The organism is Lysinibacillus sp. VIII_CA (genome assembly GCF_049943995.1).
Taxonomy (GTDB): Bacteria; Bacillota; Bacilli; order Bacillales_A; family Planococcaceae; genus Lysinibacillus; species Lysinibacillus pinottii.
On sequence record NZ_JBNFXM010000003.1, the window covers coordinates 336,970 to 352,535 of the forward strand.

Annotated in this window: 19 protein-coding genes and 1 riboswitch; of the genes, 12 read left to right on the top strand and 7 right to left on the bottom strand. The window is 36.2% G+C overall.

Going from position 1 to position 15,566, the window contains the following annotated elements; all coding sequences use genetic code 11:
• Positions 1–444: 444 nt before the first annotated feature.
• Together ACP3VS_RS07030 and ACP3VS_RS07035 are read left to right on the top strand one after the other, a co-directional pair.
• Positions 445–561, top strand: coding sequence for a DUF3953 domain-containing protein (locus ACP3VS_RS07030; protein WP_426388491.1), 117 nt, complete (start codon positions 445–447; stop codon positions 559–561).
• Between the two features lie 125 nt (positions 562–686).
• Positions 687–790: riboswitch (SAM riboswitch) on the top strand.
• 104 nt (positions 791–894) lie between these two features.
• Positions 895–2,175 carry a Na+/H+ antiporter NhaC family protein gene (locus tag ACP3VS_RS07035; protein WP_325881550.1) on the top strand — a complete coding sequence of 427 codons (1,281 nt, stop codon included), beginning with the start codon at positions 895–897 and terminating at the stop codon, positions 2,173–2,175.
• 215 nt (positions 2,176–2,390) lie between these two features.
• On the opposite strand, the gene ACP3VS_RS07040 is transcribed toward ACP3VS_RS07035, so the two are convergent.
• The 4 genes from ACP3VS_RS07040 to ACP3VS_RS07055 form a co-directional block, all read right to left on the bottom strand.
• A complete protein-coding gene (locus tag ACP3VS_RS07040) occupies positions 2,391–3,809 on the bottom strand; it encodes a VanZ family protein (protein WP_012294785.1) in 1,419 nt (472 codons plus the stop codon).
• Between the two features lie 210 nt (positions 3,810–4,019).
• Positions 4,020–4,691: a DUF554 domain-containing protein gene (locus ACP3VS_RS07045; protein ID WP_012294784.1), complete on the bottom strand. Its 672-nt coding sequence runs from the start codon at positions 4,689–4,691 to the stop codon at positions 4,020–4,022.
• Positions 4,692–4,753: 62 nt separating this feature from the next.
• Positions 4,754–5,572 (bottom strand): MerR family transcriptional regulator, encoded by an 819-nt coding sequence (locus tag ACP3VS_RS07050; protein ID WP_036161912.1) that lies wholly within the window; start codon positions 5,570–5,572, stop codon positions 4,754–4,756.
• A 299-nt stretch (positions 5,573–5,871) separates the two neighbouring features.
• A complete protein-coding gene (locus tag ACP3VS_RS07055; RefSeq protein ID WP_036161909.1) occupies positions 5,872–6,309 on the bottom strand; it encodes a MarR family winged helix-turn-helix transcriptional regulator in 438 nt (145 codons plus the stop codon).
• A gap of 150 nt (positions 6,310–6,459) precedes the next feature.
• On the opposite strand from ACP3VS_RS07055, the gene ACP3VS_RS07060 reads away from it, so the two are divergent.
• Together ACP3VS_RS07060 and ACP3VS_RS07065 are read left to right on the top strand one after the other, a co-directional pair.
• The gene (locus ACP3VS_RS07060; protein ID WP_031417875.1) at positions 6,460–6,864 is read left to right on the top strand and encodes an Ohr family peroxiredoxin; all 405 of its coding nucleotides are present in this window, start codon (positions 6,460–6,462) and stop codon (positions 6,862–6,864) included.
• Between the two features lie 25 nt (positions 6,865–6,889).
• Complete coding sequence (locus tag ACP3VS_RS07065) at positions 6,890–7,516, top strand: nitroreductase family protein (RefSeq protein ID WP_031417874.1); 627 nt, start codon at positions 6,890–6,892, stop codon at positions 7,514–7,516.
• Positions 7,517–7,583: 67 nt separating this feature from the next.
• Here the strand turns inward: ACP3VS_RS07065 and ACP3VS_RS07070 are convergent, their stop codons facing one another.
• The gene (locus tag ACP3VS_RS07070) at positions 7,584–8,084 is read right to left on the bottom strand and encodes an Rrf2 family transcriptional regulator (RefSeq protein WP_031417873.1); all 501 of its coding nucleotides are present in this window, start codon (positions 8,082–8,084) and stop codon (positions 7,584–7,586) included.
• Positions 8,085–8,410: 326 nt separating this feature from the next.
• On the opposite strand from ACP3VS_RS07070, the gene ACP3VS_RS07075 reads away from it, so the two are divergent.
• The 5 genes from ACP3VS_RS07075 to ACP3VS_RS07095 all read left to right on the top strand — a co-directional run bounded on the left by ACP3VS_RS07075 (position 8,411) and on the right by ACP3VS_RS07095 (position 11,555).
• Positions 8,411–8,848 carry a carboxymuconolactone decarboxylase family protein gene (locus ACP3VS_RS07075; protein WP_012294779.1) on the top strand — a complete coding sequence of 146 codons (438 nt, stop codon included), beginning with the start codon at positions 8,411–8,413 and terminating at the stop codon, positions 8,846–8,848.
• A 546-nt stretch (positions 8,849–9,394) separates the two neighbouring features.
• A complete protein-coding gene (locus ACP3VS_RS07080; protein WP_036216634.1) occupies positions 9,395–9,616 on the top strand; it encodes a transcriptional regulator in 222 nt (73 codons plus the stop codon).
• On the top strand, positions 9,613–10,872 hold the full coding sequence (locus ACP3VS_RS07085) for a DNA polymerase thumb domain-containing protein (protein WP_012294777.1): 1,260 nt from the start codon (positions 9,613–9,615) through the stop codon (positions 10,870–10,872). The genes ACP3VS_RS07080 and ACP3VS_RS07085 overlap by 4 nt, the downstream gene beginning before the upstream one ends.
• 10 nt (positions 10,873–10,882) lie before the next feature.
• Positions 10,883–11,221 (top strand): YolD-like family protein, encoded by a 339-nt coding sequence (locus ACP3VS_RS07090; protein WP_031417870.1) that lies wholly within the window; start codon positions 10,883–10,885, stop codon positions 11,219–11,221.
• On the top strand, positions 11,214–11,555 hold the full coding sequence (locus tag ACP3VS_RS07095) for a hypothetical protein (protein ID WP_012294775.1): 342 nt from the start codon (positions 11,214–11,216) through the stop codon (positions 11,553–11,555). The genes ACP3VS_RS07090 and ACP3VS_RS07095 overlap by 8 nt, the downstream gene beginning before the upstream one ends.
• 367 nt (positions 11,556–11,922) lie before the next feature.
• On the opposite strand, the gene ACP3VS_RS07100 is transcribed toward ACP3VS_RS07095, so the two are convergent.
• Positions 11,923–12,867, bottom strand: coding sequence for a helix-turn-helix transcriptional regulator (locus tag ACP3VS_RS07100; protein ID WP_198696082.1), 945 nt, complete (start codon positions 12,865–12,867; stop codon positions 11,923–11,925).
• Positions 12,868–13,021: 154 nt separating this feature from the next.
• On the opposite strand from ACP3VS_RS07100, the gene ACP3VS_RS07105 reads away from it, so the two are divergent.
• Positions 13,022–13,357: a hypothetical protein gene (locus tag ACP3VS_RS07105; RefSeq protein WP_012294772.1), complete on the top strand. Its 336-nt coding sequence runs from the start codon at positions 13,022–13,024 to the stop codon at positions 13,355–13,357.
• A gap of 12 nt (positions 13,358–13,369) precedes the next feature.
• Positions 13,370–14,452, top strand: coding sequence for a DNA alkylation repair protein (locus ACP3VS_RS07110; protein ID WP_031417868.1), 1,083 nt, complete (start codon positions 13,370–13,372; stop codon positions 14,450–14,452).
• Positions 14,453–14,697: 245 nt separating this feature from the next.
• On the opposite strand, the gene ACP3VS_RS07115 is transcribed toward ACP3VS_RS07110, so the two are convergent.
• Complete coding sequence (locus tag ACP3VS_RS07115; protein ID WP_012294770.1) at positions 14,698–14,898, bottom strand: hypothetical protein; 201 nt, start codon at positions 14,896–14,898, stop codon at positions 14,698–14,700.
• A 178-nt stretch (positions 14,899–15,076) separates the two neighbouring features.
• On the opposite strand from ACP3VS_RS07115, the gene ACP3VS_RS07120 reads away from it, so the two are divergent.
• Positions 15,077–15,445, top strand: a complete 369-nt coding sequence (locus ACP3VS_RS07120) for a DUF6713 family protein (protein WP_426388492.1) — start codon at positions 15,077–15,079, stop codon at positions 15,443–15,445.
• Positions 15,446–15,566 lie beyond the last annotated feature (121 nt).

The window sequence follows — 15,566 nt, forward strand, 5'->3', positions numbered from 1 at the left end:
CGGAATAATTGATGGAGGTTCTATTATAATTAGCTTTATTTCCTTATTCTTCTTCGGGTAACCATAGCGGTATTAAAGAAGTTAAAGATGAACTGGATAAGCATATTGAAGCACACAATGCTAAAATTGGATAGTATGTTTTAATGATTTTAGCTTGTCTAATTTTTTTTGCTTCAGAGGGTGTCTCCAATTTAAATGACATGAAAAATTATCCTTTGTTCTTAGTCGTTGGGTTTACATTGGTCATATCACCTATCATAGAATTTATTTATTCAAAAAAAGTTAGATAACTGACAGTATTTGTTTAAGCAAAAAGGGAGGAATCGTTTTGTTAAAAACAGTACAAATTATTTTATCAACGATAGGCATCACGCTTTCCGTTTATGGACTTATTCATATGAATACCGCCTAAATTTCTTAATGATCCTTTTCCTAGGTTTATTTATGTTAACATTAGGAATTAAAGAGTTTGGGAGAGAGAGAAAATTATATGGTTGTTTTCTAGTTGGCGCATTTATATTTTCGGTATATGTGTCTATACAAAGCTTCATATTAATCTAAAAAGTTGAATTCTGGACCTTAAAGATAGTGCCAAGAAATTTTTTCTAATTAAAAACATGTTGCAATTATGGATGTTTTATTTTAGTATTTTAATATTGTGTCAAAAATATAATATAATATTTTTCTTCTTATCAAGAGAGATGGAGGGACTGGCCCGATGAAATCTCGGCAGCGGAACTATTAAGTTACTGTGCCAAATCCAGCAAGCAATGTCCTTGATAGATAAGAGGAGCGTTTTAACTATAAGGCCTCTTCTTGTTATTTCAAGATGAGGCCTTTTTTATGGTGAACAAACAAAAATAGGGCTGATTTTTAATTTTTGGGAGGTAAACAATGAGGAGAGAGAATCCATGGGCGCTAATCCCATTTGTTGTTTTTATAATTTTATTTATTGGTTCAGGGGTTATGACGGGTGATTTTTATGCCTTCCCTGTTATTGTAGCTATTAGCATTTCGGGAGCTGTGGCTCTAGCGATGAATCGAAAAGAATCGTTTTCACGGAAGGTTGATATTTTTTGCCAAGGTGCTGGAAATTTAAATGTCATGCTGATGGTTATTATTTTTCTATTAGCAGGGGCATTTTCAGAGGTAGCCAAGGGGATGGGGGCCGTAGATTCCACTGTTAACTTTGCATTATCAATTATTCCGCAAAACTTGCTTGTTGTAGGTTTATTCATCATTGCCTGTTTTATCTCTCTATCCATGGGTACGTCAGTGGGGACAATTGTTGCACTGGCGCCCATAGGAGTTGGGATAAGCGATCAGACTGAGCTATCTATTGCTTTAGTGATAGCAGCGGTTATAGGCGGTTCAATGTTTGGTGATAATTTATCTTTTATTTCAGATACTACTATTACTGCCGTTCGTTCACAAGGAGCGCAAATGAAGGACAAATTTAAGGTCAATTTTTGGATTGTATTGCCGGCAGCTATGGTTACGAGCATTATTTTAGGGTTTATGACATCCGGTGGAACAGCTCAAGTAGAGCATTTAAGCTATAATTGGGTAAAAATTGTTCCCTATGTTTTAGTGATTATTTTAGCGTTATCGGGAATGAATGTTTTCCTCGTTCTTGCATTAGGGATTGTCCTCGCCGGTGCAGTTGGCTTAGCAGATGGCAGCTATCACCTAATGAGCCTTATACAAAAAATTGGCGAAGGAATGGAAGGTATGTTTGAAATCGCCTTTCTAGCTATATTAATAGCTGGAATGGTGGAGGTTATTAAATTTAATGGAGGAATTGACTTTTTGCTCCGCCTTGTAACACGCAGGATTAAATCGCAGAAGGGCGCTGAATTAGGTATAGCTGGTCTTGTGGGCCTAACTAATTTATCTACGGCCAATAATACAATTGCTATTTTAATTGCTGGGCCGCTTGCCAAAAATATTGCTGATCAGTATGAGATTGAGCCGAAAAAATCCGCAAGTATTTTAGATATTTTCTCCTGTACGGTTCAAGGTCTTCTCCCATACGGAGCTCAATTCCTAGTAGCCGCAAGCGTTGCCAAAATATCGCCAGTGAGTATCTTACCATACGCGTTCTATCCTATTCTTATTGGTATTTGTGGTATGATAGCTATTCTCATTGGGTACCCGAAAGAAAAGAAGGCCTAAACTTTTCTTTCAGACTGTAGACAAAAGTCATCGAGAAGTTCACTCTCGATGACTTTTGTCATTTTTAATATTTGAGTAATATACTACCAAACCTAACATGCTCCACTCTTAGGAAGCTGTCTATTTTTTAGGGGATAATTCATTCAAATAGGGAGCTCATTACAATGGAAAGCCCGGTTGTCCGTTAATTGGACCCAAATATTCGGAATGAGCTATTACTTTCTTGCCTGAATTAAAGTAAACCAATCGTTGCCGTTGAACTTTCCTGCAACATTGTATATGGGCTGATAGAAACCTTTTGTATCATACATATACGAAAGCTCAATTGAATCAATCTCTATATGGTCTCCTTTTTTTATAATAAGGTCTTCCTCCTGAACGAGCGCATTATACTTTATTTGAGGAAAATCGCCTTCCTTGATCCGTTCATATACCTCTGTAGGGGATAGTATGTTTACCTCCCGTATAAATTGATTTTCATGAAGGCTGTAGGTTAATGAATACACGTGACCATCCGGTTTAAGACCAAGACTAACATCCCCAGTCCAGTAATCTTTATGTACATCGGTGCGGTCTGGTAATGTCCATTCAAATTCACCATTCTCCTGTACAGCAAATTCTGCATCTTGAGGTAGTAAAGCAAGTTCATCCATCAATGATTTCGCCTTATCTTCTTGCCCTACAGCTGAAGTTTGCTCTGGGGTATAATTATTTTCGGTTAACCACCATTGGCCCTCGGAATCATTTGTAATCAATGTATAGGGGACCTCATTTTTATCTTCCAATAAAGTCTCGTCATTGTCCTGGTTATTAGATGTACTCACCTCTAATAATCCTAATTTCTGTTGTAACAGGTCTTTTACGTCATCATTTTTAACGTTTTTCTTAAAGACAGGAGCAACAATTGATGCTGCGCTTAATTCCAATGAAGTGGATACATGAACATCTGACATTTTTGATTTTGTATAAGCGTTTATTGCTAAATGACCAAACTCTTGTTGGGCGTAGACAATGCTCATAACGATAAAAATTAAGCCCATCAATAGGGGGATAGCAAGGTTTCCAATCAGACTTTTCACCTTGACCTTTTTGTGATTGGAAATAGAAACTGCAAGTTTGTATAATTGATAGCCAATAATACCCCCAAGTGAGTTATTGATTAAATCATCAAGCTCAAAAATCCCTGCTCCTGAAAGTGTTTGATATGTTTCAATAGAGGCTGTTGCCCCCACAACTACTAGAAGTAGCCACTTAAACTCTTTACATTTAGCCATAAGTAAAGGCAAGAACATTCCTAATGGCACAAACATTAATATATTAAATAGACAATTTTGGAGATCACGTAAAGAGTATTTTTTCCACGCGTCTATATAACCGCTGAATGGTTGTAGGTTCATCTGCATGTAATGTGAAGTGCCACGACCAATAACTGTTAGCTCTAAAACAAACACAATATATCCGATAAACATTGCGCCAAGAAGAAGCTTCTTTACAGGGATTTGTTTATGGCGATCTGTTCGTCGCCTTTGATAATAAAAGTAATAAAGTGCAATTAGTAAAAACTCAAAGCCAATAATTAGGATGACTGGCAACATCAAAATTTTAATATTGCTCATGATTTCTGCAATTCCCAAGGTGTGATACTCCTTTATCAAATAATAATTTTCAAATGCTACATCTCAGGTGAGAGAATTCTTAGTAATGTCGACTTTTATAGTGTAAATGGAAATTATTAATAATTAGAGAGAATATTTATGAAGATTTCTTAAGAAAAGCGGAAAAGCCCAAGCACGCAATTGTTTTGTGCCTGAGCAAATTAGACATATGGTTTTTTTGATGGCTTTTTAATGTATAAACAAAAACACAATAATAGGGATTATTAATGATGGCAAAAGATTTAAGGTATTGCATTTTTTTATACCTAAAATACTTAAACCAGACGCTAATATCAATATACCTCCTATAATCGTCAATTCATTTAGAAGATCAGTATTGATGGAATTCTCCATTAAACTAGCTATTAAGTAAATGGAGCCTTGCCATAGAAATAATACAATACCTGAAATAGCTATCCCAATACCGAATGTAGTGGCCAAAACAATCGAAGTAATTCCATCCAATATACCGTTCGTAAGCAGATAGGTATAATCTTTCTTTAATGCAGCCTCTATTGGACCTAATATAGATAATGATCCAATACAAAATAATAAGATCGCTGTCGATAATCCTTCAGCTAAATTCCCCTTAGAGTATTTATTCACTAACGTATTAAATTTTGATTCTAAATTAAGTTTTTGACCTAATAATCCGCCTATAGCTAGACTGACAATAAAAAGTACCGGATATTTACTGGCAGGTAAATGTTGAACTAGTGCATTTATACCTAATCCCATCGCTGCTAATCCCATGGCCTGCATGAGGATTTGATGGTATTCATCCTTTATCCCGTTTTTAAAAATACTTCCAACGATGCTTCCGACTATAATCATCATTGTATTAAATATCGTTCCTAACATTTTTCATTCTCCTTTAAAAATTGTTCTTACGTAAAAAAATAAACCCTCCTGTAAGGGGAGGGTCAACATTTTATTGGTATTTGTATTTCTGTCAAGTAATCTTCTTTACTTCCTGAAATGTAATGGTCAATTATTGTTCTTTCAATAGAATCTCCGATTACTTGGAAACCGTGATCTTTAATAAAATTCAGTAAGGATTTATAATGTACAGGAGAATGACTATGATTGCCATTAAAATAAATACAGGCATATTTTCCTGCGGGTAGCGTGGTCAATAAAGGACTTTGCCGATCCTCTTCCTCGACTACAATAAATATAGAGTTGTATTCATGAAACTGGTTATCCAATAGATGGCAACTACTTACGGTTAGGCCAACGCCTCCAATAAATATAGAAGAATTCATATTGGACAAATTCTCTAACTGTCTCAGAGAAACTTCCAATTGTGGTTCAGAACTGATTTTTTCCATTAATCGTACGATTCTTCTCTCTTGTTTTTCCATGATGAAAGGGACTCCCAATGCCTTTATCTCTCGTGCTAATTTAATATCCTTAATTCGATCTTGGAACCTTCGTTTAATTCGTTCTAGTTCGTGGATTTTTTCCTCGGTTAATCGTTTCTGTTCCTCTAAGAGATGCAAAAAGTCGTCGATATCTCTGTGATCCAAATGTCCTTTAATTTCCTTTAATGAAAAACCTAATTCCTTTAAATAATGTATAGTATTTAATTGCTCAAATTGTTCTGTTGAATAGTATCTATAACCGTTGTTTTTATCTGTGTACATAGGCTTTAATAAATCAATTTCATCATAATATCTAAGGGTTTTTATGGTGGTTTTATGTAGCTTTGCCATTTCTCCAATTGAAAATCTATTCTTCATTTAAAACTTCCTTTAAAAAACGTCCTATTATCATTATAGTACTTGATTTTGTCCATGAACCCAATAAAATTTAGTATTTCACCAGAGCATCCATATGCTGGTGAGTTTGTTTGGACCAAATCCTAGGATACGAACTGCGGGATCAAGGGAGGGGAGATAAGTGAATGTGTTTAACAAATTGCCCATTGAAAAGAACCGTCGTTGGAAGAAAGGAATGTCCAATGACGGTTCTATCTGTTGACTGTATAAAATTATTACCACTAGCATGAATCAAAATTTTTAGGTGATACGATCTTTGCTTAATTTTTGTCTTTCAAGGCCCAATCATTGTGTATGATGTCTTGTAGAACATTTTTCAATTGAATAAATTGCTGTTCTGAAATATTAGATTGCTTCATGACCTGACGTGATACCTCAGGTAGCTTTCGACGAACCTTATTACCTTCCTCTGTTAAATAGATTTGCATTTGTCGTTCATCATCTTTGGAACGTTCACGACAAATGTATCCCTTTGCTTCTAATTTTTTTAGTAATGGTGTTAATGTACCTGAATCTAAAAATAAACGCTGTCCTAATTCTTTCACTGTTATTTGTTCGTTTTCCTCCAAAGCTAAAATGGTAATATAACCCGTATATGTTAAATCATATGGCTTTAATAATGATGTATAGTGTCTAATGATTTCCTTTGATGTGGCATACAAAAGAAAGCATAGTTGATTATCTAAATGATTAGGCATAAAAATCCCCTCTTTATGTTCTTCTATTAACATTTATATTAAAAATAAAATTCCTACTTGTCAAACACAATTAAATTGTGTACAATTCAATTTGTAAAAATTAAATTGTTTACAATTTAAAATACGGGATATAGAAAAGGAGTTTTGATGATGAAAGAATTATACTCAACGACTATGATTAATGAGGGTGGGCGTAGTGGTACATCCTATGCAGAGGATCAATCACTATCTTTAAAAATTGCACCCCCAGGCTCAAAATTAGACAATGTGACAAATCCAGAACAATTATTTGCTGCGGGTTATAGTGCCTGCTTTAATAGTGCGTTAGATTTAATTAAACGCCAAAAAAAGCTTAAACATGCCTCAACGATTCAAGTAACCGTTAAGTTAATGGAGCAAGCTACTTTTGATTATGTACTTGCTGTGGACATCGAAGGTCATATTGAAGGGGTAGAGTTGGAAGAGGCACAGCAATTATTAGAGCTAACACATACTGTATGTCCTTATTCAAAAGCGACAATGGGCAATATCAATGTAACAATTAAAGCAGTTTAAATTTTTTGAAAAAGAGGGAAATCATATGTTATCAACTACAACAGTAAAACAAGTTATGCAGGCACGTAAATCTGTTCGTAAATACAATGCGAATACTAAAATATCTCGTGAAACAATCATGCAGCTACTACAAGACGCTACTTCAGCTCCTTCTTCAAGCAATATGCAACCATGGCGATTTATTGTTATTGATGATAAGGAAATACAAAAAAATATTAATTTCTTTTCATTCAATCAAGAGCAAATCGAAACTGCCTCTTCTATTATTGCTGTCATTGGCGATATTGAGATGTATGTAAATGCTGAGGAAATCTATGCAAAAAATGTGGAGTTAGGTTATATGCCAGAAGAGATTGCCAAAAAACTGGCACAGGACGCATTCACAATGTATAGTTCAGCTTCGCCTAAAACATTAGAAAATATCGTCCACTTTGACGCTGGCTTAGTGTCCATGCAAATTATGCTATTGGCGAAAGAAATGGGTTATGATACAGTTCCAATGGGCGGATTTGATAAAGCTAAATTTGCGGAATACATGGAATTACCTGCAAATGAAATACCTATTTTATTATTAGCAATTGGTGAAGCGGCGGCACCTGCTTATGGTTCTTCACGTCTTCCAATTGAACGTCTTGTAAGATTTAATCGATAATGAATAATAAAACAAAGCACAGTCACTAAGAGGCTGTGCTTTGTTTCGGTATTTGTACTTTTGGGAGTTACCTATTTTTCTTGTGGAAGAATTCCTTTGCCATTGCTATGCGTTCACTAGGCAAGGTGCGATTAAGCTCTTCTTCTAACCATGCAATTGTTTTCCCTCGTAAATAGTTCCGCATCTGTTCTTCAGCTTCTAACATTACTATATTAATGGTGCAATCAGATGTAGCTGACGGACAGGAATCACAATTTCCAGTTTTGTTTGCAAAATTCGCTTTAATGTTCTTACATTGAAATATGGGACTTTCACCCTCTACAGCCTTTACAACATCCCAAAAAGAAATATCTTCAGGCCTCTTACTAAGCCTATATCCTCCTTTAACACCAGATACTGAACTGACAATACCTGCTTTAGATAGCTTACCTAATACTTTTGATAAATATGTTTCGGATAGTCCTTGAAATTCGGATAGATCCTTGATTCCGATACTTTCCTCTGGTGGCACATCTATTAAATAGACAAGACTGTGTAATGCATACTCTACCATGACGCTATATTTCATTCATATCACCTACTTCTAATCCCTTTAGAAAAACTTACATGTATCTTGTATATTATCATATCTTAAAAATACTTCATCTAAATTAAATCAGTTTGACAAAAATTAAAAACAGGCTTATATTAAAGACAATGATAATCAACGATTAAGTTAATCGGCGATTATTGTCATCCTTGATTTCTTGTGGGGAGACCGTATAGTGAGTAAATTTAATCGAAACAAGTGGTTTTCAAATTCTTCCTGCTCAAGGATGGCATGGTTGAATATGCATGAAATTTACTAAATTATCATCAAAATCAAGGAATTTAATTGAATCGGAGGAGTGTAACATGAAACAACGTATCGATTATTATGACATTGCACCTGATGCAATGAAGATAATGATGGAAATGGAGAAATACACGAAAAAGAATAGTATTGATAGAAAACTTCGTGAGCTCATTAAAATTCGTGCTTCACAAATTAATGGTTGTGCGTTCTGTATTAACATGCACACGGCTGATGCCAAAAAAATGGGGGAAACTGAACAACGTCTATACTGTATAAGTGCTTGGAGAGAGTGCACATTCTATTCAGAAGAAGAAAAGGTCGCTTTAGAATTAACTGAACACATTACTTTAGTGTCTGAAATGCGTGTACCTGATGATGTATATAAACGAGTTCGTAATTATTATACAGAGAAGGAATATGTCGATTTAGTAATTCTCATTAACCAAATCAACAGCTGGAATAGAATCTCGATTGCTATGGGCAACTTCGCCGAGTAATATAAAAAATTGGTTCTAAATGAATCTGGAGTAGGTAGAAATGTTGATAAAGCAGCATTTCTGCTTTTTTTATTTCTAATCGGAAATCATCTTAATCGAATTATCTAATGAAATGGGGGAAATCATGTTCCACGTTTGGACTGAGTAAATATGATTCCCTTTTTATTTCCAATGTAACCTCACTACGACAAACTTCTATTATATATCCACATTTCTCTGCAATTTTATTAATACTTTCACCTTAATAATCCTGTACCGTCGTACAAGTTAAAGTATATGTGAAAACTTGAATCTATTTATTTTTTCCTTTTTTTTGTTTCCAAAAATTTAATCTTGTCAAAAAGCAAACGTTTGTTCTAATATGTATACAAACAGATGTTCTTACATAGGATAAGTGCAGAGAAATCTATTCGTAAAATGAGATAAAGTCAGGTTCCCTGAAGCCGTTACCAGTACGCACAGTTGTAGGAATGGAAACTAAAGTTACATTAAATTAAAGTGATTAGCCAATTTTAAAAATTTTGAGAGATAGTGGAGGAAACTACGATGAGAGAGCAACTGATTAAAGCTATGCAACGCAATCAATTAGTGGACATTATGTATATAGCCAAAAATGGCTCCGTCACAAAAAGACGTGTAAGAGTCATTAAAATTGTTGGTGATTCATTGCAAGCATTCTGTTTTACGAGGCAAGCAAAGCGTTCCTTTGTCATCCAAAATATTCTCGCTGTTACTCCTGTTTTCCGAAAAGAGCGTGAGGTTGTATGAACTATGAAGAAATGCCAAATAGACCTATTATGTGTATCGATATGAAGTGCTTTTATGCTAGCTGTATCGCCATGCTACATGGAATCGATATTTTAGAAACGCCTGTCGCTGTAGTAGCTAATTTCGACCAACCCGGCAGTGTAGTCCTTGCTGCATCACCATTAATGAAAGAAAAATATAAAATCAAGACTGGCAGTAGACGGTACGAAATTCCGAAGCATCCAGATATCCAATTATTTGAACCTAAAATGTCCTTTTTTATACAGATGTCCATGACCATTACTAAGCTCATTGCTAATTATGTTCCTGTGGATGCCATACATGTTTATAGTGTAGACGAAAGCTTTGTTGATTTAACGGGTACTGAAAAGCTTTGGGGATCACCTGAACAGGCAGCTCGAGAAATACAGGCTGCGATTCTGGATCAATATAATGTACCAAGTGCTGTTGGTCTGGGCCCAAATATGTTAATGGCTAAATTGGCATTGGACCTTGAAGCGAAGAAAACTGGTTTTGCTCAATGGACATATGATGATATTCCCAAAAAGCTTTGGCCAGTAAGACCCTTATCTGAAATGTGGGGAATTGGCAAACAAATGGAAGCCAACCTAAATAAGATGGGGATTCAAACAGTTGGTGGATTAGCCAATGCAGATTTGAATGACTTAGAAGAGCGATTTGGTGTTATGGGCAATCAGCTATATCACCATGCATGGGGAATCGATTTATCAAAGCTAGGGGAACCGTTAATTACTAATGGAGCATTAAGCTTTGGAAAGGGTCAAATGTTAATGAGAGATTATCATACACGAAAAGAAATATCGATAGTGCTGTTAGAAATGTGTGAAGATGTCATGAAGCGAGCGAGAGATGCAGGTTTTGTTGGGCGTACAATCAGCCTGGGTCTTTCATATAGCCGAAATGCGATGACCAAAGGGTTTCATCGATCTAAAACGATGGATACACCAACAAATGAAACACTTGTTATGTATAAAACGTGCATAGAATTGCTGGATGAGTACTTTGCGGGAGAACCAGCAAGGCAGCTAACGGTAAGGATATCCAATCTTGAGAGGGAGCATAGTATCCAGTTGGATTTATTTGATGAAAGAAAGCCCCAACGGCAGCTCATTGGACCTACGATGGATGCTATACGCAACAGGTTTGGAGCAACAGCGCTGTTACGAGCGGTTTCATTTACTGGGGCAGGGACAGCCATCAAACGTGATCGCTTAGTTGGCGGCCATTTGGCATAGGAGTGATTGGATGATAAAAGACAGAGGTAATATAAAATGGGCGTCTATGATGATGCCAGAGCATTTGGACCTACTAAGGGAATGTAAAGAAGTCTATACAACGCAACCGAGAGAGCTGACAGAATGGGAACTGGAAGAGTTACAGCAAACCATTGATACAGCCTATCAGCGGCAGCAAGACGTTCAATTAAATGTTTGGAGCGATGGAAAAGTAATGCATTGGACGGGAATCATTCATACCATCAATCTATCGACAAACGAACTGTTACTTGAAACACTACTGACAATAAAACGTGTTCCTATCCATCTTATTCAATCAGCTCAACTAGAAGCTGATTATTATGATTAAAGCTGAACAACGCCAGCTAGTACACCAGTATTTATTATTGGAATTAGCTGTAAAGTCAGTACAGCATGATTATCGATTTGCTGAACAATTTAAAATGAAAATCGTGTTTGTACCCTTAATGGATGCATTATTAAAAGATTTGCGCCAAGACTATTTTAATCTCAAAAGACAGCTTAGCCAGCAACATATACGAGTGGTAGGCTGGCATCGTGTAGATGAATATTTTAGCGATGTACAAATTGCAACGGCAGGTAATGATGTAGTCCTCCGCTATGCTAATCAGGCATTGAAAACACAGGTGGAAAAGCTCGTCATCCGTTATCTCGATAAATGATTGGTTTTTGAAATGAGCCCTAGGTTACCATATATCAAAAGGGATATTTTGGGGGATGATTCTATTTATACAGCTACTAATAAGGATTATTATGCTGTGAATAGTCTTGTGAGTGAGGGGCACGAGGAACATGTTAAGGAAGAGCTAGCTGTTTTTAAAAGTATTGAATCGGTTATGCCTAAATCTTATTTTCAAGATTTGCCTGACAATCAAAACAGTCATATTTTTATCGCTAAGAACAAATGTTTGGGAGTTCAATACCAATGCAATTGCATTTTATAAACATATAGGAATGAGGGGACATGAATATTTGAAGCTGTGGCAAACAAAGATAAACCAGGTGCTCTGAGAACCTGGTTTTTATTCTTCATTCATTGTATTGCTTCATAAGTTCCTGTAATTTGCTTTTAATTTGTTCTCGTACTATTGGAGGATGTTTTACATTAGCCTCCATGCCTAAGCCTAGAAAAAAATGGACTAACCACGGTGTAAAGGAAGAGTTCACTGTTGCGAGTATCTTCCCATGTCCGTTCTCACGAAGCTCTATCCATCGGGATAACCATAGTTCTGATTGACAACGTCTTACTCCTTCTGGGGTTAAATCTACCTCAAGATTGAACATATTTTCTTCGTGCGCTGGTATAATCCACGACTTGATGTGCTCATTCGTCATATCTAATTTCAAACTTTGATCTTCAGCAAAAGAAAAATCTTTCACCCGATCTATTCGAAATACTCGGTAATCCTCTGCTAGGAAACAATAAGCCTGACAGTACCATAACCCGTTCATCGTATAGATTCCAAGAGGTTGAATCGTTCTATTTTTAGTAGTAGCGGATTCATACAAGATTGTGACGACCTGTTGTTGAAGTGCAGCATCCAATAATTCCTTTAAAAAGGGCACCTCTAATTCATGAGGAGGTACCCAGAAAAGAAGACGTTGCTGCATACTTTCAATCTTTTGCTTTAGCTCACTTGATAAATAGTAGAAAAATTTATCTAATGCAGTATTTACTTCATTTTTGAAGGGGAGAGCTTTGTAATTATGTAATGATTGGCAAGCAAAGAACAAAGCAATTGCCTCGTGTTCGGTAAAGCTGATAGGTGGTAGCACTTTTTCACGCAAAACACGATAACCACCATTAGGCCCAGCTTCGGAATAAAGCGGGACACCTAGTTCACTCAGTTCCATTAAATCACGAATCATTGTTCGGCGTGAAACACCACATTCTTCAGCCATCTCCTGAATAGTAAACTTTTTACGTTCATTGACCTTCATCATGAGCTGAATAAGTCTTTGAGCCTTGTGCATGGAAAGCTCCTCCTCCTAAAAAACTAAATTAATAGTGACAATAGTTGTCACCATTATCCCGTATAGTAAAACTCGAAGTCAATGTTTATAAAGCTTTGACATCATGACAGGATACACATGGACCTCATCATCAAAAGCCGAAAGGAGATAAAAAATGGAACTAGAAAAACAAAACTATGTAATGGAAGTTGTTTTATTTGAACTGAAGGAGGGTATTGACAAGCATCGTTTTTGTCAGGCGGCTGCGGCACTTACGGAGTTACTAAAGCTTGAAATATCAGGATTTAAGGGCCGCACTTTGCTACATACATTCAATGAAAATCAATGGACGGACATCATATATTGGGGTGATATGGATAGTGCTCGAAGTGCTATGGAGAAGCTGAAGTCTATGTCAGCATTTCAAATTTTTGTCTCTATGATTGATTCACGGGAGATTACACAAAGACTTCTAGTTCCGGCTAATTTAAACGAATTGAACTATAACTAAAGGGGAATGGACATGGCTGACACTTTTGAGGGTAAATATACAACCGATTTCTTTCATCAATTCATAAATATATTACAGGGTGAATACCCTGCCTTTGATTCACATAAGTTCATGAATTTAATTTATGACGACGAATGGGAAACGAAAAAATTCAAACAACGTATTAGGCATATTAGTACTTCTTTACGGACAACTTTACCGACATCCTATCGTGAGGCATTATCTATATTGATACAAATGGCACCTAAATGTAAGGGAGTGGAATATTTATTTTTGCCTGATTTTGTCGAAGTAAATGGACTAGATGATTGGCAAGCCTCCATTCATGGATTAGAGGTGTTTACGGAATTTTCTAGCTCAGAGTTTGCTGTTCGGCCTTTTATTGTAAAAGACCCACAAAAGATGATAGATCAAATGTTAGAGTGGGCGAGTCATCCAAATCCTCATATCAGGCGATTAGCTAGTGAGGGGTGTCGCCCTAGGCTACCTTGGGCATCTGCATTGGAAATTTACAAATTGGATCCGTCACCAATCTTACCGATATTGAACCTGCTCAAACAGGATCCATCTGTCTATGTACAGAAAAGTGTCGCTAATAATTTGAATGATATTTCCAAGGATCATCCCGAACTAGTGAAACGGCTTGCGCGTGAGTGGCACGGAGAAAGTTCAATCACCGATTGGATTATTAAGCATGGATGTCGTGGTTTATTGCGAAAAGGAGATGCTGAGGTACTTTTCTTGTTCGGCTTTGACAGCTTTCCAGACGTAACAGTCCATGAGTTAACACTAGGAAAAGAAAGGTTGTCGATTGGACAAACCCTTGATTTTGCATTTACTGTTCAGACAAATTCTACTACACCACAGAAGCTCCGAATCGAATATGGGATAGATTTTGTCAAAGCGAATGGAGCGACTTCAAGAAAACTATTTAAAATAACGGAACGTATCTTCGAAAAAGAGGGTCACCAATATACACGGCGTCACCATTTTAAAGACTTGACAACCCGCAAGCATTACCCAGGCCAACATAAGCTAGCCGTAATTATAAATGGAAAAGAGCTCGCTACAACCGAATTTTGCGTGGAACACTAAAGTAACCATACTGAAAAATGGGGAACAGAAGATGAACAATGTAACAATAAGTGGCTTAGGATCAAGGGGGGCAATATTAGCCAGTGTGCTACTTAAAAGGGCTATCAAGTGACTAGATGGAATCGATCAATAGCAAAAGCAGAATCTAAGTAGACCACACGTGATAGGTGGCTTATTTCATAGAAGAAAACTATAAAACGCTTAGGGGTCACTGAAACGGAGGGAGTGACCCATTTAACTAGAGGTTATTTAAAATATTGTGGTTTTTCCACTTTAATAGAGGCTACTTCTCCGCAGTCTTTACAAAAGGTAACAATAAACGGGGACCCAACTGAAAAGACAGAATCAATAGGCCTAATATTTCCTTGATTAAAATCGCCACCAACTTGTCCAATCGTAAAAGAATCATGACCACAGGACTTGCAAACCACCTTTTTATCTTCCACGCTATCACCTCTTTATGTAATATATGTAAATTGTATCATAAAAAGGAGAATGTGGCATGCAAGCTTATATTCCAACATTATTCGCGACTTGATATCGACATATTTCGGAGGATTTACTCGGAATTTGAAAAATAATTTTGTAGTAATATAGGGTATATAAAGATGGAGGAGGTTTTATATGCCTGATTTATTGCTAATCCTTTTTTTATTAAACCTTTCTATATTTCTTTTGCATGAAATGGATGCGATAAGGCGCTCAGAGTGGCGATTATTTACCGTATTAAAAGATATGAAAGATTCAAAGGCTTATCAAGTATTCATAGTTATACATCTTTTTCTTTATGTCATTATTCTTTCCCTACTATTCAGTCCATATCAAACAATAACTTTTTGGGTTCTTGATATATTCTTTATCATACATACAATCCTACACTTATTATTTGAAAGACATCCTCGAAACGAATTTAAAAATACGTTTTCAAGAGCTATCATTTATCCCATGGGATTTCTTGCGACAATCCACTTATTCTTTTTAATAAATGTTTAGATATAATCGTATAAGGTACTATGGATTACCTTTTTTACCCATGAGGATACATGGAGCAAGTAGAATATGCTGAAGCTAGCTGGTACAAAGCTAATAATGGAAAGCCCTATACGGAAGTATA